Source organism: Methylobacterium nonmethylotrophicum (genome assembly GCF_004745635.1).
Classification (GTDB): domain Bacteria; phylum Pseudomonadota; class Alphaproteobacteria; order Rhizobiales; family Beijerinckiaceae; genus Methylobacterium; species Methylobacterium nonmethylotrophicum.
In genome coordinates, this window is the sequence record NZ_SRLB01000007.1 from 26,957 (window position 1) to 50,952 (window position 23,996).

Sequence of the window (23,996 nt, forward strand, 5' to 3'; positions counted from 1 at the left end):
CTCCTGGTCGCTGCGGAGCGAGATCGATGCCGTGAGGGATGCAGACGATCCGCAACGGCGTTTCGTGTGCCGGACATCGGCGGTGATGGCGGCGCGGGCCGGCCTGCGCTGTGTCTGGCCCCCCCGCAGCCGCGGCCGGCGACGCTCGCCGGCGCGCGGATCAGGAGAGGTGGAGATCGGTACTGAGCGCCGCGGTCCGCCGGCCGGCATGGCCGTAAGCCTCGGCATCGGCCCCGTGCGCGTCCAGGACGGTCTTGCCGCGGAACACCCTGTAGGCGTGCGCCGTGTAGGCGAGCACGAGCGGCAGGACGACGACGATCCCCAGGAGGGCGAATTTCAGCGTCTCCACGTCGGCGGCGGCCTGCCAGATACTGGCATGGTAAGGCACGACGTCGGGCCAGATGCTGATGATGAGGCCGGCATAGCCAAGCAGGAACAGCACGACGGCGAGCAGGAACGGCCGCCTGTCGTGATGGTCCCACAGGCTGCGCCAGAGGAGGATCGCCACGCCCATGGCGGCCAGCGGAAAGAGGTCCAGCCACAGGTTGGCCGGCCATGCGAACCAGCGCGCCGCCACGCGCGGCTCGGTCAATGCCGTCCAGGCGCTGACCACGGCCATCATACCGATCGCGAGGAGCAGGGCGGAATGGGCGACCTCGCGGGCGAAGAGCTGGGTCTTTCCTTCGGTGCGCCAGATCAGCCAGCCGGCTCCGAGCAGGGCGTAGCCGCCGACGATGCCGGCCGCGCACAGCAGGCCCAGGACCGACAGGAACGAGAACGGGCCGCCGGCGAATCGCCCGTTCTCGACTACCACGCCCTGGATGAAGCCGCCCAGGATCAGGCCCTGGCAGATCGCGGCGACGAGCGAGCCGCCCGCGAAGGCAAAGTCCCAGACCCGCCGGAGCCGCGTGGCCTGGAAGCGGAACTCGAACGAGATGCCCCGCAGGATCAGGGCGAACAGCATCGCCATGATCGGCAGGTAGAAGGCCGGCAAGAGAACGTAGTAGGCCATCGGGAAGGCCGCCCAGAGCATCGCTCCGCCGAGCACCAGCCAGGTCTCGTTGCCGTCCCAGAACGGGGCGACGCTCTGCATCATCAGGTCGCGGTCGCGATCCCGCGGGGCGATCAGGAACAGGATGCCGATGCCGAGGTCGAACCCGTCGGCGATGACGTAGAGGGCGACCGCGCCGGCGGCCACCAGCGCGAAGAGAAGGGGAAGATCCACGACTACTCTCCGGGGGCCAGGGAGCGGGAATAGGCGGGAGCCCCGCCCGCGAGGGCGGGGCCGGCCTGTTCCAGGCCGGGGCGCACCGCGTTCGGCGTCTCGTCCGAGAGCGGTTCGGGCCCGCGCATCGCCACCCGTGCGCCGTACCAGAAGAAGGCGAGCAGCAGCAGGTTGTAGACAACGAAGAACAGGATCAGCGACGACAGGACTGCGCCGGCCGGCTGCACCGTCACGGCGTCCGCCGTGCGCAGGTGGCCGTAGACCACGAAGGGCTGGCGTCCGGTCTCGGTCACGGTCCAGCCGGCGATGATGGCGACAAAGCCAAGCGGCATCGCCGCCACGCAGGCGAGCTGGAACCAACGCGTCGTGAACAGCCGCCCGCGCCAGCGCAAGACGGCGCCGGTGAATGCCAGGGCGATCAGCAGGAGCGCGATGCCTACCATGATGCGGAAGGCGAAGAACACGAACGGCACGTAGGGCCGGTCGGCCGCCGGGACCGCCTTCAGCCCCTGGACCTCGCCGGTCCAGGAATGGGTCAGGTAGAGGCTGGCGAAACCCTTGATCGGGACTTCGATCGCATACAGGTTCCGCTCCTGCGTCATGTCGGGCCAGGCGAAGATCAGGCTCGGCACCGCGCGGCCGGTGTCCCACAGGCCCTCCATGGCGGCGACCTTGGTCGGCTGGTGCACGAGCGTGTTGCGGCCGTGGGCGTCGCCGAGCAACGCCTGGAGCGGCGCCAGGAGGAGGCTGGCCCACATCGCCATCGAGAACGCGACGCGCGAGGCCTTCACGTGCGTGCCGCGCCAGAGGTGCCAGGCCGACACGCCGGCCACCACGAAGCTGCCGGTCAGGTAGCTCGCGCACACCATGTGTATCAGGCGGTAGGGATAGGACGGGTTGAAGAACGCGGACGCCCAGTCGGTGACGTGGAAGACGCCGTCGGCATCGACGACGTGACCGGCCGGCGTCTGCATCCAACTGTTCGAGGCCAGGATCCAGCCGGCGCTGATCAGCGTGCCGCACGCCACCATCAGGCAGGCGAAGAAGTGCAGGCCGGGGCCGACCCGCCGCTCGCCGAACAGCACGATGCCGATGAAGCCGGCCTCCAGGAAGAAAGCCGACAGAACCTCGTACATGAAGAAGGGGCCAAGCACGTTGCTGACCGAGCGCGAGAACCCGCTCCAGTTGGTGCCGATCTGGTAGCCGAGCACGATCCCGGTGATCACGCCCATTCCGAAGCCGAGCGCGAAGATGCGGATCCAGAAGCGCATCAGCGCCCGGTAGACCGGGTCACCCGTGCGCCAGGTGAGGAAGCTCAGGAACGCCACGAAGGAGGCGATGCCGATGGTGAAGGCCGGCCACAGGATGTGGAAGCCGACCGTGAAGGCGAACTGGATGCGGGAGAGGACGAGCGCGTCCATGGTCAGCCTCCCTGCGTCATGCGGCGGATGCGCACCGGCACGGCCTTGTAGGAGGGCGTGCCGCTCTGCGGATCGTGGGCGTAGAGCGGCACCAGCGGGTTGGCCTCGGGATAATAGGCCCCGCAGCAGCCGTCCGGCAGGAGGTAGGGGACGACCTTGAAGCCTCCGACGGCGCGGCGCACACCGTCGGTCGAGATCGTCTCGAGGGCGACGCGCTCGCCGGCGCGCAGGCCGCGCTTGTCCATCTCGGCCTCGTTGACGAACACCACCATGCGCTGGTTGAACACGCCGCGATAGCGGTCGGAATGACTGTAGAGGGTGGTGTTGTACTGGTCGTGGCTGCGCATGGTGGTCAGCCACAGCGCCTCCGGGTCGTCCTGGTGCGGATCCTCCTCCAGGCCCTCGTAGACGGCGAACTCGGCCTTGCCGGAGGGCGTCGCCCAGATGCGCTCGCGCGCCAGCGATGTCAGGTGGAAGCCGCCGGGAACGCGGATCCGCGCGTTGTAGCCCTGGAAGATCGGAAAGACCTGCTCGATGGCGTCCCGGATCCGGTCATAATCCGCCGTTAGGTCTTCCCATGGGATGTCGGGCTTCGTCCCGAGCACCGCCCGCGCGAGACCGGCGACAATCGCGGTCTCGCTGCGCAGGTGCTCGGAGGCCGGCGGGTTGCGGCCCGCCGAGGCGTGCACCATCGACATCGAATCCTCGACAGTGATCGATTGCGGCCCGCCGGCCTGGACGTCGACCTCGCTGCGCGACAGGCAGGGCAGGATGTAGGCCTCGCGTCCGTGGACGAGGTGCCCGCGGTTGAGCTTGGTCGAGATCGTGACCGTCAGGTCGAGGCGGCGCATGGCCTCCTGGCTGCGGGTCGTGTCGGGGACCGCGGTGGCGAAGTTGCCGCCGAGCGCCAGGAAGGCGCGGACCCGGCCGGCCTGCATCGCCGCGATCGCCTTGACGACGTCGTGGCCGTGGTGGCGCGGCGGCTCGAAGCCGAAGACGGCGCGCAGCCGGTCCAGGAACTCGGTCGTCGGCTTCTCGGTGATGCCGACCGTGCGGTTGCCCTGGACGTTCGAGTGGCCGCGCACCGGGCAGATCCCCGCGCCGGGCCGGCCGACATTTCCGCGCAGCAGCGCGAGGTTGGTGAGGAGCCGGACGTTCTCGGTACCGCGGCGATGCTGGGTGACACCCATCCCGTAGACCAGGATGGCGCTCTCGGCCCGCAGGTAGGTCCGGGCCGCGCCTTCGAGGTCGGTGCGGGTCAGCCCGGAGGCGCGCTCGATCGCCGGCCAGGGCGTCGCCCGCATGTCCTCGGCCAGGGCCTCGTAGCCGGTAGTGTGGCCCTTGATGAAGTCGACGTCGAGCACACGCGCCTCGTCGGCGGCCAGCGCCTCATCGTCCATCGCGATGCAGGCCTTCATGATGCCCTTGATGGCGGCCGCGTCCCCGCCGACCCGGACCTGGAAGATCCGCGACGAGATCGGGGTCGAGGTAAGGGAGAGCATCTCGACCGGGTTCTGCGGCGACTGGAAGCGCTCCAGGGCGCGCTCGCGGAACGGATTGAAGCTCAGGATCGCCGCGCCGCGCCGAGCAGCGTCGCGCAGTGGGGTCATCATCCGGGGGCTGTTGGTGCCCGGGTTCTGGCCGAAGATCAGGATCGCGTCGGCTTTGTCGAAATCCTCGAGCAGGACGGTGCCCTTGCCGACGCCGAGGCTCTGCGGCAGGCCGACGCTCGTCGGCTCGTGGCACATGTTCGAGCAATCCGGGAAGTTGTTGGTGCCGAAGGCGCGTGCGAAGAGTTGGAACAGGAACGCGGCCTCGTTGGAGGCGCGCCCCGAGGTGTAGAACTCGGCTTGATCGGCGCTGTCGAGCCCGCCAAGGATCTGCGCGATGTCGGCGAAGGCGTGCTCCCAGGACACGGGGAGGTAGCGGTCACTGGCAGAATCGTAGCGCATCGGGTGAGTCAGGCGACCGAGCATCTCGAGGTCGTAGTCGTTCCAGGTCTCGAGCTCGGCGACCGTGTACCGGGCGAGGACATCCGGCGTGCAGCGCTTGGTGGTCGCCTCCCAAGCCATCGCCTTGGCGCCGTTCTCGCAAAACTCGAAGCTGCTGGTGTGCTTGGGATCGGGCCAGGCGCAGCCGGGGCAGTCGAAGCCCTGCGGCTGGTTCATGCGCAGCAGCGTGGCGGTGCCGGAGACGGCGATCCCCTGCACAGCGAGGGCGCGGCCGGTCGCCTCGAGCGAGTCCCAGCCGCCAGCCGGGCTGTTGTAGGGCCGAATACGGGACTTCGACACGCGGGGATCTCCATCTCAGCGAAGCCGGGACTGGGCACGAGGCTGACCGGGCAGGTTCAGATGATCGTCTCAGACCGGCACGACGCCGACGCTTGTCTGAGGGAACTTCGCGATGACCTCGGCCGGGATGTTCAGGTGCGAGGTCACCATCAGCGGCGGCGTGTGCGTCAGCCAATCCGACAGCGAGACGTCCTGGTACTCGGGCGCGCGGAACACCTCGAGAAACACCAGATCAGTGTCCCCGACATTCTTGATGTAATGCCCGAGATTGCGCTTGATGTAGCCGATGTCGCCGGGGCCGAAATTGGTCGTGGAGGCATTCGGGCCAGTGTTGAACACAGTCATCTGAGCGTTACCTTGAATATAATACTGCCACTCGTCTGCGTTGGTATGCCAGTGCATCTCGCGCATGCCGCCGGGATGGACGGTGACGAGGGCGGCCGCGACAGTCTTCGAGGCCTTGAAGGTGGTGCTGTCGACGACCTGGACCTTCCCGCCCTTCGTCTGCTTGGTTGCCGGTCCGCCCGCCATCTTGAAGGTGAACGGGTTCGGCGGCGCGCCCGCCGACCCGCGGGCAGCCATCTGGTCGGCGGAGAGCGCGCCGGGAAGCTGGCTCTGGAGGATGTACAGGTCGTGCAGGGGGATGTTCTTGAAGGTGTCGGCCGGCACGCCAAAGTTCAGCGCCAGCACCTCGGGCGGCGTGTGGGTGAACCACTCGTTCAAGAGCAGGGTGTCGAATTCGGTCTGATTACCGTTATCGAAGCAGAGGAGGAACTGGGCACCGTCCGGGCCGAGCCCCTGCAGGGAATGCGGATAACCGGCCGGGAAGTACCAGAGATCACCCGGTCCGACATCGGCCACGTACGCACGGCCCTGCGGGTCGAGCGTGGTGATGCGGCAGGTGCCGTAGGTCACGAAGGCCCACTCGGCCGCCTGATGCCAGTGCATCTCGCGGATGCCCCCAGCCGTCAGCCGCATGTCGACGCCCGCGATGGTCGTGGAGATCGGGAAGTTCTCCTGTGTGACCTGCCGGGCCCAACCGCCGTTCTGGATCCGTCGCTGGGCGTTGTTGAAGGTCGCCCAGAATTGCGGCATTGATCCGACATCGGTCGGCGGCGGGCTGACGGAGGTCGGAAACAATCCCGTTAGCGTATCGTTGTGCGGTCCGGGTATCGTGAGGCTGGCGGGATTATCCTTCGCGTTGACCGCACCCTGCGGCGGCTCGTCGGGATTGCCGTAGGTGGCCGCCACGGTGTGCGTTGCCGCGGCCGCGACACCGACGACACTGCCCGCGGCCAGAATGCTTCGTCTCGTCATCTCGTCCATGCGCATGTTCCCGGGTGCGGTCGCTAGTGCGCGTCGTCCGTCGAGTTGGAGAGGCATCCGCCAAGGCTTCGGAGCGCGCACTCGCACGTTCGATGCGTTCAGCAATTCGTCCCCATCGCGACTACGGTCGACGCCCGGCGGATCGGCAGCTCAATTGGTATGGCCGTTTCACATCGGACGAAATCATTGGAACGCGTGACTTGACGGCCGGAGAGCGAAGACCACCTATCACCGATCGTGCCTTTCCGGCAGCAAGCCTGGACGATTGAGGCATGCAGCCGCGGCCCAATTCTATTAACCATCGACGCCGTGGTCGGCAAAGCCGTTCCGGTTCGGGCATCATCATGGAAATCCATGATGTGATTTCTGGACGACGAAGACTAGATTTGACCAAGATTGCCCTTTGAACTACGAGCGCACATCCGCCATTGGGATGCACGAACATCTCGGGTTCCGTAGAGCAAGTATCACGAAGGGAGCGTTCGCATGGACGAGAGCCGCCCCCCATTTCCGCCCTTCACCCCTGAGACGGCGATCCAGAAGATCCGCGGTGCGGAGGATGTCTGGAATTCCTGTGACCCATCACGAGTGTCGCTCGTCTACAGCCCGGACAGCTCTTGGCGGAACCGCTCCGAGTTCATCAACGGCCGGGCGGAGATCGTCGCGTTCCTCACGCGCAAGTGGCGGAGGGAACTCGATTACCGGCTGATCAAGGAGCTCTGGGTCTTCGCCGACGCGCGCATCGCTGTCCGGTTCGCCTACGAGTGGCACGACGATTCCGGCAACTGGTTCCGCTCTTACGGGAACGAGAATTGGGAGTTCGACGCCGGCGGGCTGATGACGCGGCGCCTCGCCAGCATCAACGACCTGCCGATCCGGGAAAGCGAGCGGAGATTCCATTGGGATCGCTCGGGGCCGCGGCCGGACGACCATCCCGGCCTCTCCGACCTGGGCCTGTGAGGCGGGGTCGGCCGATCATGGTCAGTCGCCGCTGGCGGCGCGTCCCCGAGGACCGGGACGCTCAGTCGCCATTCTTCCTCGACGACGGCGACCGCGTCGTTGCCCGCGACCGTCGCCGGCACGGGCCCCGACCCAGGCCGGCGACGATCACGATCTGGTCTGGAGCCGTGATCCGGCTTCGACGCCAGGCGTCGCCGGCTGACCATCCCCCTGCCCTCCCCATCGGAGAGACCCGATGTCTGACCGACTGACATGCGCCGCTCTGCTCCTGACCGTCCTCGGGCTCTCGCCGGTACCGGCAGCCGCGCAGGGACCTGCCCAATCCTACGAGTTCGGTCTGAAGCGGTTCAGGCACGCCTGCCCTCCCCCGCTCAAATATGCGGCGGGCGCGTGCGTCCGGCATTGCCCGGCCGGCTACCGCCGGGTCGCGCCCGGATATTGCCGCATCCGTCAGGGCGGCTGGTAGCGTCATTCCGAACAAGATCGATGTTCGTCCCGCCGCGGATCCTCGCTTGGCGGGCGACGCTTCCAGTCATGACCGGTGACGCAATCATGGAAACCCATGATTTCACGCTGCCGGAATCGCCGGTACGCAGGTGCGATCCATCGGTTCGGACGCACCATCGACGCTCCCGGCAGGGCAGCACCGGCGGCGGTGATCCCCGATCCTGTCCCCTTTGCACCGGCGAAGCAGCTCATGCCGTCCCCGCAGCCGATCGGCGATGCTGAACGACGTAATGGCGGCATCGGCGCACGAGAGCTTTGCTCGACGAAGCGGAAGCAGGATCCGTCGCATCGGGCAGTTTTCCGATCTGCCGCGCCATGACCGGGATGTCGGAGATCAAGAGCGCGTGGGGGCCGGTCGGCCCGCGTCTCGGTGCTCTCGCATGGCTGTGGCCGCGGGAGGCCATGGAAGCGATGCGCATCTCCCTGACCGTCATCGCCGCCATAGGGCTGGCGATGTGGTTCGAGCTGACGCTGCCGCATTGGGCGGCCGTGACGGTCATCTCCGTCAACCTCGCCACCCGGGCGGCGTCACTGCAGAAAAGCCTATGGTACGCCTTGGGCACCATCGTTGGCGTGATGGTCGCCCTCGTGCTGGTGGCGAACTTCGCCCAGGCGACGCTGGCCTTCGACGTCGCCCTGGCCCTCTGGCTCGGCCTGCTCACGGCAGCCTCCAGCATCGAGAGCGGCCAAAGATCATACGGCTTCGCCCTAATGGGCTACACCGTGCCGCTTGTCGCCCTCGGTTCGGTGCAAGATCCGAGGATCGTCTTCGACACCGGCATAGATCGCTGCTCGACGATCCTGCTCGGTCTCGCCTGCGCCTACGCGTCCAGTGTTTTCGTGGCGCCCGGCGTGCCCGCCGTACGTCGCGCGCTCGCCGACCGGATGCAGGCCGTGGCCGATGGCTGTGCACGATGGGTCGAGGCGACGAGGAGCGGCGGCAGCCCGGGGCAGATGCCGGCCCGGGCGGTGTTGATGCTCGACGACGCCGTGCGGGATGCCTTCGCGGAGCAGCCGTCGCTCTGGTGGGGCGGTCATGCATTCCGGGACGCGGCCCCGCGCCTGCGATGGATGCTCGCGGCCGAACTGTTGCGAGCCCGTCTCGGCGACCGGACGGGATCGCATACCTCGGTTCTGATCGGAGACGGCGAGAGCCGGGCGGACAGGCAGATCGGGCGAGTTCGGATCGCGATACGCCTCCTGCGGAGCGGGGGCCGGATCGGGAGACGACCGGCGTCCCTGCCGCTGCACCTGCTGCTCTGGAACGATTACGACTGGGACGGCCGCCACGCGGTCAAGAACGGCGTGCGCACCGCGGTCACAGTCTCGCTGCTGAACGCGTTCTGGTACGTCACGGGCTGGACCGACGGCTCCAGCGCCGTCATCTGGGGAGCGGTGCTGGCCGCCTTGTTCGCCTCACATCCGGACCCGGCCGCCGACGCCCGCAACTTCCTGGTCGGGACGCTGATGGCCGCGGTCGTCGGCATCGTCGTCCGCTACACGCTGCTGACGCAGACCGGCGAGTTCATGCTGCTGGCGGCGATCCTTCTGCCGCTGGGCATCCTGGCCGCGCTCGGCTGGTCCGACATGCGTGCGCCGGCCGGCGGCGGCTTCGCCTTCTTCGTGCTGGCCGTCGTCGAGCCGACGAACGTCATGACGTACGATCTGGCCGCCTCGCTGAACCAGGCCCTGGCCGAATTGCTCGGCATCGGCGCGACGGTCATCGCATTCACCACCCTGGTGCCGCCGACCGGCGAGGCCACCTTGCGCCTGCGGGCGCGCCGCCGGCTCGTCGCAGGGGTGCGCCGCACCGCCCTGCGGAACCCGTTGTTCCTCCCCCCGCCGGACCGCTGGCTCGCCCGGACCTTCGGTCGGCTCGCTCTCGTCCAGGGGGATCCCGACGCCGCCCACGGCAGCGAAACGCTGCTCCTCGTCGGGCTCCTCATGATGATGCTCCGGAGGGAGAATGCCCGCCTCGGTCGAGAGGTCGGCCGGATCGTCGCGCCCGCGATCACACCTGGCGCGTCCCGTGGACGAGCGGCCGGGATGCGGCTGCGAGAGATCGCCGGCCGCCCGGGCCTGACGGTGCTCGCAGCGGAGCGCGTCGGCGCCATCGCGGCGCTCGTCGCGGATCTCGACGCTCCGGAGACGGCGTGATGATCGCCCTTCAGGCCGTCGACCTGCTCGGAGTCTACGTCGAGCCCGCGGTGATCTGCCTTCTGGCCGCCCTCGCGGCGACCGCCGGCCTGCAATGGGCGCTGAACCGGATCGGCATCAACCGGTTCGTCTACAACCGGGCCCTGTTCGATCTCGCCATCCTGATCGCCACGACCTCCCTCCTGGTTCTCTTGCTGCGCATTCCGGGACGCTGACGCCGTGCCTTCGACCCAGCCAAAGCTTCTAATCTGGCAACCCCCGGCGGCGTTCAACTTCGCCGCCACCTTGATCATGCTGGGAGCTTCGCTCGGGCTCGCGTATCTGGCCTACCTCTATTACGCGGACACACCCTGGACCCGGGACGGCCGGGTGCGCGTCTACACCGTGCAGGTCGCCCCCGAGGTCTCCGGGACGGTCGTTCGGCTGAACGTCAAGGACAACCAGTTCGTCCGCAAGGGCGACATCCTGTTCGAGATCGATCCCGGCACGTTCCGCAACGCGGTCACACAAGCCGAGGGCGCACTCGACGCCGCCAAGGCTCAGGCGAGCTATCTCACCGGCATCGCCGACCGGACCAGCCGACTTACCGACCTCGCCGCCACCCCGCAGCAGAGGCAGACGACGCGCGGCCAGGCCGACGCTGCGAACGCTACGATCGTCCAGATGCAGGGTGCGTTCGCGCAGGCGCAGCTAAACCTGGAACGCACGACGCTGCGCGCGACTGTGAACGGCTGGGTCACGAACCTCCTTCTTCAGGAGGGCGGCTTCGCCACGATGGGCCAGCCGGCTCTGACGCTGGTGAACGCCGACAGCTTCTGGGTCGAAGGCTACTTCGAGGAGACGCAATTCCCCCGGATCGCCGACGGGGATGCGGCACACGTCACCCTGATGGCGTGGCCGCGCACGCCGATCCGCGGTCACGTCACAGGGCTAGGGCGCGGCATTAGCGTCAGCAATGCGACCCCGGGGGTTCAGGGCTTGCCGACCGTCAACCCGATCTTCACCTGGGTGCGACTCGCTCAGCGCGTACCGATCCGGATCGAGCTCGACGACGTACCCTGCCCGATCGTGATCGCTGCGGGCATGACCGCGAACGTCTCGATCCTCGACACGAAGGCTCCCGGGGCTCCGCCTCCAGACGGACGCCCGAGGATCGGATTGGAGGCGGGGTTTCCTTGCGGACAGGGACGGGTGGTGGGAAGGAAAGGTCGGCAGTAGACCGACGTCCCTCGCTTGGCGCCTGCCCCTTACCACGGATGGTCGCGATCGATCGGATCTTACTTTATTTCTACATAATTACTCTGCACAATATTTTATTCAATGATTGTCGCGGAACAAGATCCTCCCAGAGCGCGAATGATTGATTGGTATTTGCAACTTATCTGCCATGCGGACAAGATCGGCGAGTGATGATGCGTCCATCTTCTGCATGATCTTGCTTCGGTGGATCTGCATGGTCACTTCGCTGATGCCCAGCTCCGCGGCCGACTGCTTGTTCAACAGGCCGCTGACGATGAGCGCAAGAGCCTCGCGCTCTCGCGGCGTGAGACGTTCGTACCGCTCCCGCAGGGCTTGCAGGACCGTGCGTTGCGCACGATCGGCCCGATCCAATTCGATCGCCGTGCGGATAGAGGCCAGCAGCTCCGCGTCGTCGTACGGCTTGGTCAGGAAGTTGATCGCCCCGTGCCTGATCGCCCGAACCGAGGACGGGATGTCGCCGTATCCCGTGATGAAGACGATCGGCGGGTGTGCGTTCTTGAACTGCTCCTGGAAGTCGAGGCCGTTGATGTCGGGAAGATCGACGTCCAGGACTAGGCAGCTGGGCGCGTCGACTCTGCTTTGAGCAAGATAGTCTGCCATCGACTGGAACGTGAGTGCCGCCAAGCCGCTCGCCGCCATTAGCTCATTAAGCGCTTCGCAAATCCGCCAGTCGTCGTCGACGACATAAACGATGCCGTCCCGGCTCGGGCTCATACCGCGGCCTCCCGCACGGAAGGCTCGGACACGACCACAGCACCCCTCAGTCCGGCTGGGACGGCAAGGTGGGGTGTGGCGAGCGCGGGTTCGCCTCCATGAGCCGCCGAGTGGGTGCGTTCTTTGAGCGTGGCGCTCTCCCGAATAACGGCCGGACAGGTCAGCCGCGCGCTCGGGACCAGAGACCTAAAATTCATCCGGAGGCACGTCGCGACTCGGCGGCGAAATTTGGTTCAGAAAGGTCAATCAAGATACGCTCCGGAGACCAGGCGATTTTCGAGGACTTGGCTACTGAGCGGTGGCACCGCCGTCGACGCGCAGGCTCGTGCCGGTCACGAGACCTGCGGCCGGAGAAGCCAGGTAGACGACGGCCTCGGCCACGTCCTCGGGTTGAGCCACGCGGCCCATCGGGATCGTCGAAAGGGCGAACTGGCGATATGCCGGATCTTCGAAGAATGGGGCGGTCATCGGCGTCTCGACGATGGTGGGGGCGACGGCGTTGACGCGGATGCCGGCCGAGGCGAGTTCCACTGCCATCGCTTTCGTCAGCCCTTCGATGGCGTGTTTGGTCATGCAGTAGACGGCGCGCTTGGGGCCGCCGACATGGCCCATCTGCGATGAGATATGCACGATGCTGCCGCCGCGCCCAAGTTCCAGCATGCGAAGGGCAGCCGCCTGCGAGACCAAGAAGGCTGAGCGAACATTAAGATGCAGCAGGTGGTCGAGAGTGGCGACGTCGACCTCCGGCAGCGGTTGGAGCCGGTTGGTGCCGGCGTTGTTGATCAGGATATCGAGATGCGGCAGGGCGCGAATGCGCGCCGGGAACTCGTCCGCCGCCACGTCGGCGATCATGGGACGGATGCGTGGATGCGCAGCCGCCAACGCAGCCAGGTCCGCCTCCGTCCGGGCGACCGCGATCACCTCGGCGCCGGCTGCGGCGCAGGCCAGCGCGCACGCCCTGCCGATGCCGCGGCCCGCCCCCGTCACGAGTGCGATGAGCCCAGCGAGTTGCTCTCCCCGGCTGCGAGCTACGCTCGATAAATTGAGATCGGACATGGTCTCTCCTCGTCGACTCTGTTCCTTCAGGCGGTGCAGGGCAGAGCGTTTCGCTGCGAGAGGGCGCCGGGGCCGGGTCAGTCAAGGATCGCGACGGCGCGCGTCCAGCCGGCCGAGCCGCCCTTGACCTTCACGGGAAAGCAGCAGACCTGAAAACCCGAATCGGGCAGTTGTTCGAGGTTGATCAGCTTCTCGAGGTGACAGTAGCCGATCTCCATGCTGGCGCGGTGGCCTTCCCAGACGATCGAGGGGTCGCCCGTCTCGGCGAAGCGTCGCGCCATGTGAGAGAAGGGCGCGTCCCAGCCCCAGGCGTCGATTCCCGTCAGACGGACTCCGCGCTCCAGGAGATAGAGCGTCGCTTCGCGGCCCATGCCGATCCCGGTGTCGATGTAGTCGTCATGCCCGTAGCGCTCGCTCGCGCGGGTATTCACCAGCACGATGTCGAGGGGACGCAGCTGGTGCCCGATCCGGACGAGTTCTGCTTCCACCTCCGCAGCGGCCACGACGTGACCGTCGGGCAGGTGCCGGAAATCGAGTTTGACCCCCGGCTGCAGGCACCAATCCAGCGGCACCTCGTCGATGGTGATCGCCCGCTTGCCGCGATCCATGGTGGAATGGTGATGATAGGGGGCGTCGAGATGGGTCCCACTATGCGTTCGCAGCGTCACCGTCTCATTCCCCCAGCCATCGCCGCCCGGCAACTGGTCGACCCTCAGGCCGGGGAAAAACTTGAGGATCTCCCCCGTATTGCCGGCCGGCGTCTGGTAATCGATCCGCGGCCCGAAGCCGGGCTGATCCACGGGTGTTTCGTTATCCAGGGCGATGGAGATGTCGACGATGCGTCGCGCCATAATAAGCCTCCTTGTCGGGATCTAACGAGAGCTGACCTCGGCGGGCGCCGGAGCGGCGGACGCACGCGACGGCCTGTCGGCGCCCTCGAGAGCGGCGTCGAGTTCTTCGATCGATCGACCGCGCGTCTCGAAGCCGAACACGCCGAACGCGATCGCCATCAGGGCGAACCAGGCCGACAAGTAGGCGAAGGCGAGCGGTACGGCGTCGACGGTCGCCTGCGGAGCGACGACGTTCACAGTGCCGACGATCAGCGCGAGGCCGAGGGGGCCGAGCATCTTGCCGATTCCGCCGAACCCGTAGGCGGAACCCAGACCGGTCGCCCGCAATCGCGAAGGCCAGACCTCGGCGGCATACGGACCGACGACGGCAAAGCCACCATCCACGAAGACGTTGCCGACCACCAGAAGCAGCCAGAAGACGGAGATGCCGCCGAGGACGGCACTGTTGAGCAGCCCGGCCGCCAGGAGCGCCGTCGCGGCCGATGCCCCGAAGAGGACGCCGCAGGCCCGCCGCCCGATCCGATCGGAGAGCCAGGCGCAGAGAAAGCGCCCGGCGAGCCCGGCCACGCCGACGACGGCCATGTACCAGGACGCGGTCGCCGGAGTGACCCCGAGAATGAGAACGAGGAGGGTGGGAGCCCACATCGTCACCCCGTAATGGCCCGTCTGTATGCCGAGATTGGTCAACCAGGAGACCGCGAGGCTGCGCGGGTGACGCAGCAATGCGCCGAAACCGTAGGCGCTCGGGCCGGTGGCGGTTGGCACCGGGAGGGACAACGTCTCGGGAGGCACAGCGAGGGCCCAGGCGACACTCCGGCGCGCTTCGGAGGGACGTCCCCGCATAATCAGCCAGCGCGGCGATTCCGGTACCCAGGCCCTGACGGCGAGAAGGACGAGTGCCGGGGCCGCGCCGAGGAGAAACAGTCCGCGCCAGCCGATGATGGGCGCCAGCGTGGCGGTGGCGAGCGAGGCGAGCAGCAGCCCCACCGGCACGGCGGCCGTCACCAAGCCTGCAATCCGGCCCCGCATACGCGTCGGGACGAATTCCTGTACCAGGGGCAGGTCGACGCAATAGAGGCCGCCGGCACCGAAGCCGACGACGAAGCGCAACGCCACGAACCAGACCCATCCCCCCTCCGGAACCAGGGCGAGGGCACCGGTCGCCGAGGCGAACGTCGCGATGGTGGCGGTAAAGACTGGGCGGCGGCCGACCCGGTCGGCCATCCAGCCCCAGAAGATCGCACCGACAGTGGCACCGAGGCCCGAGGCGAGCAGCACGGAGGCCGACTGGCCGAAGGTCAAGCTCCAGGGCCCCGCCACGAGCGCGAGCACGAACCCGATCAGGAAGAGGTCAAAGAAATCGAGGACGTTGCCCGCCATAGTGGCAGCGATCAGACGGACCTGATTGCGGCTGAGCCTGGCTTGGTCGTCGAGAGCTTCGAACATGGTTGCCTGCTCCAGAGGCGCCGTCCGATGACGGACCAGTTATTGAGTCGAATTTGAATAAGGCTCGCGGCGAATGTCAAGAGATATTCAAGTTGCGCTCAACAAGGCCGCGAGCTAGGCTGAGGGATGGCCGCCGCCCGAATCCGAACCAGGTCAGACAGCGTCCATGCCGTCCGCCGTCGTCTCGATCCCGAGGCGCGCGTGCAGATGATCGTGGAAGGGGCGGTGGCGTTTTTCGCCACACGAGGTTTCGACGGCCAGCTTAAAGACCTCGCGGAAGCTCTGGGCATCTCGCAGGCGTTGATCTTCACCTATTTCGGCAGCAAGCAGGGACTGCTGGATCGCGTCTACGATCATGTCTACACGTCCCGATGGGACGAGCGCTGGCTGGACGCGCTCGCCGATCGCTCCAATCCGCTCGAACTCCGGCTCATTGTCTTCTACGAGGCCTATCTGGACGCCATCGACGATCCGGTTTGGATCAGGATCGTCATGCAATCCGGGCTTGCTGGAAACGAGTTGACGCGGCGCTACGTGTCGGCGCGGGTGGAGGCGCAGATCGGCCGCGTCATGGAGGAGGTCCGGCACGAGTTCGGCATAACGTCGGACATCATGGAGGACGACGATCTCCACGAGCGCGTCTGGGATCTGCAATCGTCCTTCGTGTGGGGCCTCGTGCGCAAGCACGTCTGGCTGTTGCCCGTCATGGACGACCGTGCCCGCCTCGTGCGCGGCCGCGTCGCGTTCTTCCTTGCGGGCTTCTCGCAATTTGCCAGGACGTCCCCGCCGGCGGGTCCGCGCGCGACGATCAAGAGCGGCCGGCGCGCTCGGTCGTAGCCGGGTCGTCTCGCGTAGGGAATTCGGTAGAACAGCTGTTGCGACTTTGGTGCGTTTCCGCACGCGCATACATGGGGCCGTCCCCGCGATCTACCGGGTTTGACGCAGTGGCGAGGCCCGTTAGCACTTCGAGCACACCGCAACCAGAGAGGTCTCATGAAGCTGTACTACAGCCCCGGCGCCTGTTCGCTCTCGCCGCACATCGTTCTTCGCGAGCTCGACCTTCCCGTCGAGCTCGAAGTCGTCGATCTGACGAACAAGATGACGGCATCCGGGATCGATTTCACCACCATCAATCCGAAGGGCTACGTCCCCGCGCTGCAACTCGACGACGGCGAGGTTCTGACCGAGGGCGCGGCCATCGTGCAGTATCTGGCCGACAAGCATGCGCCCGGCACCCTCGCTCCCGTCTCCGGCACGGTCGAGCGCGCGCGACTCAACGGACACCTGAACTTCATCGCGGCTGAGGTGCACAAGGTCTTTCAGCCGCTGTTCGGCCCGACGCTGTCGCCAGAGGCGCGCGCTGCGGTGCTGGCCGATCTCGGGCGCAAGCTGGGCGTGATCGACGAGGAGATCTCCGACGGGCGCCCCTACCTCACTGGGCCGAATTTCACGGTCGCGGACGCCTACCTGTTCGTGATGCTGAGCTGGGCGATAGACCTCGGCGTGGACATTGCCCGCTGGCCGCGCCTCGACGCGCTCAGGCAACGCATCGTCGCCCGTGACGCAGTGCGGGACGCACTCGCTGCGGAGGGGTTGTCGTAGGCGGCATGAAGCGTCGCCGGTACGGCCCTGCCGGTGCGTGGGCGGTGCCCGGGTCTCATTCCCGCCCGACCCCATCCGGTCGTCCTGCCACAGGCCTCTGCGGGCAGGAAACGAGGCGAGTTGGCATCGGCCGGCAACGGCAACAGTCGCTTCCTCGAGACGCCTTCACGGTCATCCCTGTCTCGTTCGGCCGTCCCGGGCGACCGCTTCGGCGACCGCGCTCAGCAGTGCGTCTCCGTCGAATGGCTTGCGGAAGAAGCCGTCATGTCCGTCGGCTTCGGCTTGCGTTAGATCCGTCTCCTTGTCCCGCGCGGTGACGAAGATGACCGGGATGTCCGGGCGCTCGGCGCGGGCCCGTCGGCGCAGATCGAAGCCGTCCACGATCGGCATCACGAGGTCCATGATCAGGCAGTCGACCTCCGACAGGGCGCGCGTCCAGGAATGCCTGGGCGGACGCAAACGAGCGGACGGCGTGACCATCCGATTCCAGCAGTTCCGTGATCGCCTCGAGTACGCGGAAGTCGTCGTCGATGACTGCGACGTACGCTCTACGGGTGGTCGCCATGGAAGGGGCGCTTCCCTGCGCGGGAGTGATTGATCGATATCTTCAGCTTGCCGGCCATGCGGACCAAGTCGGCGAGAGAATATTTATCCATCTTGTGCATAATCTTGCTTCGATGAATCTGCATGGTCACGTCGCTGCTCCCCAACTCAGCGGCCGCCTGCTTGTTCAGGAGGCCGCTGACGAACAGGGGAAGAGCCTCGCGCTCGCGCGGGGTGAGACGATTGTAGCGAGATCGCAGGATCTGGAGTTCCGCCCAGTGCGCACGACCGGCTCGGTCCAGTTCAATCGCCTTGCGGATCGGCGCGAGCAGTTCCGCATCGCCGTACGGCTTGGTCAGGAAGTTGACCGCGCCGCGCTTGATGTCCCTGACGAAGAAAGGGTTGTCGCCGTGTCCCGTGATGAATACGATCGGCGGATGGTCATCCGCGATCTGCTCCTGGACGTCGAGGCCGTTGGTATCCAGCAGATCGACGTCCAAGCCCAGGCAGCCGGGCAGGTTGGCTTGGTTGTGGGCGAGATAGGCGCCCATCGACTGGAAGGTGCGGGCCGAGAGCCCGCTCGCAGCCATCAATTCGTCGAGCGCCTCGCAGATGCGCCAGTCGTCATCGACGACGTAGACGATGCCATCTCCGCCCGGCGGGCTCACGCAGCGCTCGCCGGGATGGGAAGACCGAACGAGAACACGGTGCCCCGCAGCGTTGCGGCCTCCACCGCAATCGTCCCGCCATGCGCCTCGATGATTGATCGCGACACGGCGAGGCCTAGGCCCATGCCTCGTGCCTTCGTGGTGAAAAGTGGCTCGAAAATCCGGTCCGGCTCCTCGATTCCCGAGCCGTTGTCGCAGATTTCGACGCGAACCTCTCCGTCCCGGCCCATCGACCGGACAACGATCATCCGCGAACCGGCGGCGTTCGCCACGACGGCTTCCATGGCGTTGCGGAGCAGGTTGACCAGCACCTGCTGGATCTGGATCCGATCCGCCGACACCTGCGGGACATGGCGATCCAGCTCGGTGCGCACCATCGTCCCGGTCCTCGACAGATCGTCCGCCAGCAGCAGTCGCGCCTCCTCGATGACGTCGTTGACGTCGATCGACGCACGCGCGGTCGCCGCGTTGACGTAGAGCGCCCGGACGCTCGTCACGGTGGCCGCCGCGGCGTTGGCGTCGCGGACTATGCGATCCAGGATCGAGCGGAGTCGGCCGATATCGAGCGTCTCGCTCGACAGCCACCGCTGGCAGGCTTGACTGTTAGACACTACGGCGGCGAGGGGCTGCTTGACCTCGTGCGCGATCAAGGCCGAGAGTTCCGCGAGACTCGCGAACTGGGAAGCGCGGGACAGCTTTCGCTGAGCGGCGCGAAGGTTCTCCTGGGCCTTGACCCCGTTCATCAAACCGTTTGACCTGCCGACCTTGCTGGCATCGTCCCGACGAGGGTGGATCCACCCGTCAACCCCTCCCAGCTCCCCCTCTACACCGTCAGTGCGGTCGCGCCCGATGAAGGGCTCGCCAGTCGCGTATGGCAGTTCCGGGGCGGCCGCGGCGAGTGCCTTTTCGTCCGAGTGGACGTAGCCTTCGAGCACAGCCCCAGCTTGCGCGCCGTCCGCCTCTTGCAGCTTGTGGAAGGAGATGCCGACGCGCTGGATCCCGCTGTTCGTGTCGTTCGGCAGGCTGACACCGACGACGAGGTCCATACGCGCCGGAACCGTACCTGCGACCCCTCGTAACGCGCGCTCGCGTTCCCTCAGGGCCGTCCGTTGCAAGGTCTCTCGTTGCAGCGTCTCTTGTGCCGCCTTACTGTCGTGGATGTCGGTCGAGCTTCCGAACCACTGGACGATGCCGGACGGATCGCGGAACGGCTCGCCCCTGAAGAGGAACCAGCGATACTCACCGTCGGCTCGTCGCATCCGCGCCTCGGTTTCGGCGGGCAAGTCGGCAGCGAGAAAAGACCGCTGGTAGGCAAGTAGACGGCCGCGATCGTCGGGATGGACGGCGCCGAGCCAGCCGCCTTCGGCCGCGTCCTCGCGTTTCACCCCGGTATAGTCGAGCCAGCGTCGATTGAGGAAGATGATTGCGCCGTCCTGGTCGGTCGCCCAAATCAAAGTAGGCAGAGCATCGATCAGCCGTTGGTGGTACTGCAGCGCCTGCCCGACGACGTTCAACTCGGCCCTGATTGTTTTCGTCGAGGCACGAATTCTATTGATATAGGAGATGATCGCTCCTGCACAGATCGCAATCAGCAAAAGCAGCCAGGCGCGGAGGTCCGCCTCAAGATGCACGGGTGCGACTAAGTCGCCGGCATGCCAGAAGACAACGAGACTTGCAGCGGCCCCGACCACGGGAACGATGGATCCCGGCGGCGACAGGAATCCCCTTGTGGCCGGGGATAGCCTCTGTTTAGGCATGTCGATGGTGCCGGGCGTGCCGGCTCTTGATGACGTCGCTGCGATCGTCGCCGATCGGTTGAGTGCATCCGCGACTCACGCATTGTCCGATAAAGCGGATGCCGGCTCGTCCCGGATAATGCAGCAAAATCAAAAATCTAAAGTACCGCCCGATAGCAGCGCGACCGAACGGTGCTCCAGCGGCCGCGTCGGCGCGGCCTGCATGGATGACGATAACCGCACGGCCGTCGCAGGTGGGCCGGCGGGCGAAAGCGACTCCGATGCCGCGGGACGCTCCCGTGATGGTTGCAACCCTTTCCGTCGTGTTCATAGGTGCGGTTCCTCCGCCGGGTTGCTGCCGGAGTCAGATCCTGAAGCGCGGTGCACAGGTTGATCGAACGGAGGCCGCCGGGGAGATCGGTGGCGCGACGAGACCTCAGGACCGGCGAGGTACTAGGCGGCGCGGAGACGCGTACAGGGGTTTGGTGCTGCGACCCCGTAGAACCGCACGAGCGACGACACTTGCAGGCCAACGTCGCCGTTCGTGCCTCGGGTCACCGGTTGCCGCCGCTCCGCCATTTCGCCTTCCCCTACTGCCGATTTCGGGTAGGAAGCTAGCTGTTGTTCGCTCTCGAACTAGTATGCCGTGATCAACATCACTGTTTCACATCACATAACAATCGGCGGCTGGTAGCTATGGATCGCTTTGACACCATGCGGCTGTTCGTGCGGATCGTCGAACGCGGGAGCTTCGCCGAGGCCGCCCGGGACCTGCAAGTGCCGCGTCCCACCGCCACTCAGGCGATCCAGCGCCTGGAGACGCATCTCGGCGTCAGGCTGCTCGAACGGACGACCCGGAAGGTCAGACCGACGCTCGACGGGTCGCTGTACCACGAGCGCTGCGTCCGACTGATCGCGGACTTGGACGAAGTCGAGAGCGTCTTCAGGAGCGCGAAGCCCAAGGGTCCGCTTCGCGTCGACATGCAGGGCACCGTGGCGCGGCACTACGTTCTGCCCGCTGTGCCCGAGTTCCTGGCGCGCTTCCCCGAGATCTCTCTCAGCCTCAGCGAAGGCGATCGGATGATCGACCTGATCACCGAGGGCGTCGATTGCGTCGTGCGGTCGGGCGATATGTCCGATTCGTCCCTGATCGGGCGTCGCATCGCCGTGTTCGATCAGGTCACTCTGGCGAGCCCGGCTTATCTCGAACGCCACGGCACGCCGGCGACGCCGGACGATCTCGACGGCCATCGGATGGTTGCGTACGCCGCCTCAACGACAGGACAGCCCTATCCGCTCGACTTCAGGATGGAAGGCGAGGTGCGGGAGATCTCGCTGCCTTACGACATCGTCGTACGCGGAGCGGAAATCTACACGGCGAGCGGTCTCGCGGGGCTCGGCCTCATCCAGGTCCCCCGCTACCGCGTGGAGCACCAGATCGCGGCGGGGCTGCTGGTGCCGATCCTGCAGGTCTTCCCGCCGGCTCCAATGCCTGTATCGGTGCTCTATCCACGCAGTCGGCACCTGTCGGTGCGCGTGAGGGTGTTCATCGACTGGCTGGCGGGCGTGTTTCGTACGCGTAGCGGTAACAGGTCGTCAACCTGTAATATCGGCGGTGGCGGCGAATGAACGGCCTCGCTCGCAACTGGGGAGCAATCGAGCGAGGCCGTCACTGGGCAAGCGCTTCAAGTCGACGACTGTGGTAGGTTTCTACCGAAAACATCAACCGGATCCGTCCTGCCACGACCTTCCGTCCAGCCTGTATATTCCTGGTGGTCGTGAGCGCAGAACATGGCTATTTCGGATCCATACCTGCTTCGTAATTCCCTCAGCTTAGACAAGCTTGCGACGCGTTCGCAGGGGTCGGCTTGCATTGCGATTTCGAGCGGTAGGCCCGGAGGAGTATCCAGAAAGTTGACCCGTGCATCGAAGTAGGCGTCGCCGGCATGCAGTGTCCATTGCCCGTTCTCCCGATAGGCGACGCCGCAGTGACCTTTGGAATGCCCGGGAAGCGGTATCAACTTTGCGTCGAGACCCTGAGGCAGGGGCAAGCTCCGGGCTGGCAGACCGAACCACTGCTCGTCAGTCGGACCATACGTCGTCAAGTTCGTCTGGCGGGACACTTGATACGGATGATAAGACCCCCTGGACTGCGGTTCGTCGTAGGCAGCCAATTCTTCCGCCGAAAGGTGAACCGTCGCTCCAGGGAAATCGTGGAGGCCGCCGGCATGGTCGGCGTCGAGATGCGTGAGCACGATATCCGTGACCTGCTCGGCGCGGATGCCGCGTGCAGCAAGGCGATGGAGAGCCGTCAGGCGAACGTCTACCACGATGCCGAGGCTCAAGAGCGCGTCCGACCCCAGATAGCGGTTCGGCTCCAGCATCTCGCGGGTACCGAAGCCTGTGTCGACGAGGATAACCCTGTCGCCGATCAGGATGATCACGCAGTGGACCGACATTGTGCGCGTCGGCGTGTGCGACAGCGGCCCGAGGAGGCCGAAAGTCGCGTGTTCGATCGAAATTCGTTCGACCACTTGAGGCTCCGTCGCAATCAATGGCTGAGATCGACGTTCATGGATGACGCAGAGGTGCGTTCTTGCCGCCCGCCAGCCTGTTCAAGCTTCACTAGTCCTGCTTCTCTGTGTGCCGTATGGCAGCAACGTGAACTCGCCAAGCTTTTTCCCCCACTTTCAAATTATCCGGTCGAGCGTTCCTGGTTGGTCGAGTGACGAGTGCGGCGCAGTCACTCAGATCGTCTTGGGACTATGCATTAATATATCTTTATCTTGGTGATTTAAGTGTGGCGTCGATCCAGTTGAAGACCACCTCGTCCTTGTAGGACAGTGCACCGGATTGACAGTGATTCTCGGCTCCATCCTTAGCGGTGAAGCGCGCGAAAGTCTTCGGCGCCTTCAGCTCGTCATAGACGCGTTCCGGCTGGCCGGTGAAGAAGATGTCGTCTTCCGCTTCCATCACCAAGCACGCGCATTGGATCTGGTTCGCGATATCGCGAAGAGTGTATTGCTTGGATGTGTCTAATATGCCCGCCGCATCTGGCACAGAGAATGACCATGTGCCCTGGTTGATATTCCATTTCAAGGGCGTATTCTTATGCATCTCCACTTCGACGATCCGTTGGCACGCGTCTCTGTCACCGGCTTCGTAAGCCGAGATTGCCTCCGCGGGGAGTAGCTTGCGCATGCTGTCATAGAGATCGTAGACGCCGTCGAAAAAAACAGCGGCCTTGAAACGGTGCTCGAAGGCGACCGCGCGCGCGGCGAGATAGCCGCCAAGGCTCATGCCGATTAGGATCAGATTGTCGCCGTCGACGTCCGACCGCGTCAGGGCGTAGTCCACCGCGGGCGTCACGACCTTCTCCCAATCGTAGCGGAACGGCAGCTTCTGCTCGCGCATCGGCGCACCTTGTCCGGGGCCGTCGAAGGTCAGGCAATTGTATCCGCGGAGGATCGAAGGTGCTCCTCCGTAGTAGAAGAGTTCCTCGAGGCTCGAGTCGTAACCCCCGTGGAAAATGACCGTCGGCCGGCGCTTGCCGGAATCATCCGGCTTGTAGAAGTAGCCCGGAAGAGTCGTCCCCTCGTAGGGGATCTCGACGTGCTCCCAGGTCGAACCCGTGAGTTCGGCTGCCTTGGTGTAGGCCTTCTGGGAGGCCCGCATCGACGCCAGGATCCGCGGGTCGTCAGGATTGCCGTGAAGGTAGAACTCCGACATGCGGAAATACGTGGAAGCCCGCAGATAGGCTTGCCGGGCACTCACCAAATGTCCACCAGTCAAACTCTCATCCGCACGAGACAGGGTTCGGCGCGCACGCGCATCCCATTTTGCGAACCAGTCTTCGAAGTCTCCTTCGACGATCTGCTCTGCCGTCGCGACCATCTCACCCAGATCCGAGCCCCCATAGTACATGAAACCCAAATTTCGAACGAGTTCGAAGGCGAAATGATCGTCCTTGAAAACGACTTTCATCCGTTAGCTCTCCGTCTTCGGGTGTTGGTCGGTCAGATTGATTGTCAGCGCACCTTGGGTCGGGCGCGTGACTCGCGATCGGCTTTCCGCTCCCGGGCAGCGACCGGCATTCCGCAAGGTGGGGCGTTGGGAGCGGAAGCGGTTGCATGCCGCGAGTCGCCCATCGCGCCGCGGCTCAAATATGTGGTTCGATTGCAGTAGATAACATCATTGATTTCTATGATTTCGATGCTGCCGTATCCGACGTAA

At 65.6% G+C, this 23,996-nt stretch carries 21 protein-coding genes; 8 read left to right on the plus strand and 13 right to left on the minus strand.

Annotated elements, in window-relative coordinates:
- Positions 1-160 precede the first annotated feature (160 nt).
- From cydB to EU555_RS10745, 4 genes are all read right to left on the minus strand, one after another.
- Positions 161-1,225 carry a cytochrome d ubiquinol oxidase subunit II gene (cydB, locus tag EU555_RS10730; RefSeq protein ID WP_135414661.1) on the minus strand — a complete coding sequence of 355 codons (1,065 nt, stop codon included), beginning with the start codon at positions 1,223-1,225 and terminating at the stop codon, positions 161-163.
- A gap of 2 nt (positions 1,226-1,227) precedes the next feature.
- The gene (locus EU555_RS10735) at positions 1,228-2,646 is read right to left on the minus strand and encodes a cytochrome ubiquinol oxidase subunit I (protein ID WP_135414662.1); all 1,419 of its coding nucleotides are present in this window, start codon (positions 2,644-2,646) and stop codon (positions 1,228-1,230) included.
- A gap of 2 nt (positions 2,647-2,648) precedes the next feature.
- Positions 2,649-4,937, minus strand: a complete 2,289-nt coding sequence (locus EU555_RS10740) for an FdhF/YdeP family oxidoreductase (protein ID WP_135414663.1) — start codon at positions 4,935-4,937, stop codon at positions 2,649-2,651.
- Between the two features lie 69 nt (positions 4,938-5,006).
- Positions 5,007-6,263, minus strand: a complete 1,257-nt coding sequence (locus EU555_RS10745; protein ID WP_135414664.1) for a cupin domain-containing protein — start codon at positions 6,261-6,263, stop codon at positions 5,007-5,009.
- Between the two features lie 486 nt (positions 6,264-6,749).
- Here EU555_RS10745 and EU555_RS10750 point away from each other — a divergent pair, with 486 nt between their 5' ends.
- The 5 genes from EU555_RS10750 (at position 6,750) to EU555_RS10770 (ending at position 11,105) form a co-directional block, all read left to right on the plus strand.
- Entirely contained in the window at positions 6,750-7,223 is a 474-nt protein-coding gene (locus EU555_RS10750) for a nuclear transport factor 2 family protein (RefSeq protein WP_135414665.1), read from the plus strand.
- Between the two features lie 235 nt (positions 7,224-7,458).
- On the plus strand, positions 7,459-7,689 hold the full coding sequence (locus tag EU555_RS36940; protein WP_135414666.1) for a hypothetical protein: 231 nt from the start codon (positions 7,459-7,461) through the stop codon (positions 7,687-7,689).
- Positions 7,690-7,985: 296 nt separating this feature from the next.
- Positions 7,986-9,887, plus strand: a complete 1,902-nt coding sequence (locus tag EU555_RS10760; protein ID WP_245524242.1) for an FUSC family protein — start codon at positions 7,986-7,988, stop codon at positions 9,885-9,887.
- Positions 9,887-10,102: a DUF1656 domain-containing protein gene (locus tag EU555_RS10765; RefSeq protein WP_135414667.1), complete on the plus strand. Its 216-nt coding sequence runs from the start codon at positions 9,887-9,889 to the stop codon at positions 10,100-10,102. Before EU555_RS10760 ends, EU555_RS10765 begins: the two co-directional genes overlap by 1 nt.
- Positions 10,103-10,106: 4 nt before the next feature.
- On the plus strand, positions 10,107-11,105 hold the full coding sequence (locus EU555_RS10770; RefSeq protein WP_245524243.1) for an HlyD family secretion protein: 999 nt from the start codon (positions 10,107-10,109) through the stop codon (positions 11,103-11,105).
- Between the two features lie 99 nt (positions 11,106-11,204).
- Here EU555_RS10770 and EU555_RS10775 read toward each other — a convergent pair whose 3' ends face one another.
- From EU555_RS10775 to EU555_RS10790, 4 genes are all read right to left on the minus strand, one after another.
- A complete protein-coding gene (locus EU555_RS10775) occupies positions 11,205-11,861 on the minus strand; it encodes a response regulator transcription factor (RefSeq protein ID WP_135414668.1) in 657 nt (218 codons plus the stop codon).
- A gap of 288 nt (positions 11,862-12,149) precedes the next feature.
- Entirely contained in the window at positions 12,150-12,917 is a 768-nt protein-coding gene (locus EU555_RS10780) for an SDR family NAD(P)-dependent oxidoreductase (RefSeq protein ID WP_135414669.1), read from the minus strand.
- A 77-nt stretch (positions 12,918-12,994) separates the two neighbouring features.
- Entirely contained in the window at positions 12,995-13,768 is a 774-nt protein-coding gene (locus EU555_RS10785; RefSeq protein ID WP_135414670.1) for a cyclase family protein, read from the minus strand.
- A 21-nt stretch (positions 13,769-13,789) separates the two neighbouring features.
- The gene (locus tag EU555_RS10790; RefSeq protein ID WP_135414671.1) at positions 13,790-15,214 is read right to left on the minus strand and encodes an MFS transporter; all 1,425 of its coding nucleotides are present in this window, start codon (positions 15,212-15,214) and stop codon (positions 13,790-13,792) included.
- Positions 15,215-15,340: 126 nt separating this feature from the next.
- On the opposite strand from EU555_RS10790, the gene EU555_RS10795 reads away from it, so the two are divergent.
- Both EU555_RS10795 and gstA read left to right on the plus strand, forming a co-directional pair.
- On the plus strand, positions 15,341-16,051 hold the full coding sequence (locus EU555_RS10795) for a TetR/AcrR family transcriptional regulator (protein WP_135414672.1): 711 nt from the start codon (positions 15,341-15,343) through the stop codon (positions 16,049-16,051).
- A gap of 156 nt (positions 16,052-16,207) precedes the next feature.
- Positions 16,208-16,816 (plus strand): glutathione transferase GstA, encoded by a 609-nt coding sequence (gstA, locus tag EU555_RS10800; RefSeq protein ID WP_135414673.1) that lies wholly within the window; start codon positions 16,208-16,210, stop codon positions 16,814-16,816.
- 171 nt (positions 16,817-16,987) lie between these two features.
- Here the strand turns inward: gstA and EU555_RS36945 are convergent, their stop codons facing one another.
- The 3 genes from EU555_RS36945 to EU555_RS10815 form a co-directional block, all read right to left on the minus strand.
- Positions 16,988-17,218, minus strand: a complete 231-nt coding sequence (locus tag EU555_RS36945) for a response regulator (protein WP_245524244.1) — start codon at positions 17,216-17,218, stop codon at positions 16,988-16,990.
- Between the two features lie 146 nt (positions 17,219-17,364).
- Entirely contained in the window at positions 17,365-18,027 is a 663-nt protein-coding gene (locus tag EU555_RS10810; RefSeq protein WP_135414674.1) for a response regulator transcription factor, read from the minus strand.
- Positions 18,024-19,718, minus strand: a complete 1,695-nt coding sequence (locus EU555_RS10815; RefSeq protein WP_167858509.1) for a sensor histidine kinase — start codon at positions 19,716-19,718, stop codon at positions 18,024-18,026. The genes EU555_RS10810 and EU555_RS10815 overlap by 4 nt, the downstream gene beginning before the upstream one ends.
- A 741-nt stretch (positions 19,719-20,459) precedes the next feature.
- Between EU555_RS10815 and EU555_RS10820 the strand changes: the two genes are divergently transcribed.
- Positions 20,460-21,392 carry a LysR family transcriptional regulator gene (locus EU555_RS10820; protein ID WP_135414676.1) on the plus strand — a complete coding sequence of 311 codons (933 nt, stop codon included), beginning with the start codon at positions 20,460-20,462 and terminating at the stop codon, positions 21,390-21,392.
- A 56-nt stretch (positions 21,393-21,448) separates the two neighbouring features.
- Here the strand turns inward: EU555_RS10820 and EU555_RS10825 are convergent, their stop codons facing one another.
- Positions 21,449-22,297 carry an MBL fold metallo-hydrolase gene (locus tag EU555_RS10825; protein WP_135414677.1) on the minus strand — a complete coding sequence of 283 codons (849 nt, stop codon included), beginning with the start codon at positions 22,295-22,297 and terminating at the stop codon, positions 21,449-21,451.
- A gap of 247 nt (positions 22,298-22,544) precedes the next feature.
- Positions 22,545-23,747, minus strand: a complete 1,203-nt coding sequence (locus EU555_RS10830; protein ID WP_135414678.1) for an alpha/beta hydrolase family protein — start codon at positions 23,745-23,747, stop codon at positions 22,545-22,547.
- Between the last annotated feature and the right edge of the window lie 249 nt (positions 23,748-23,996).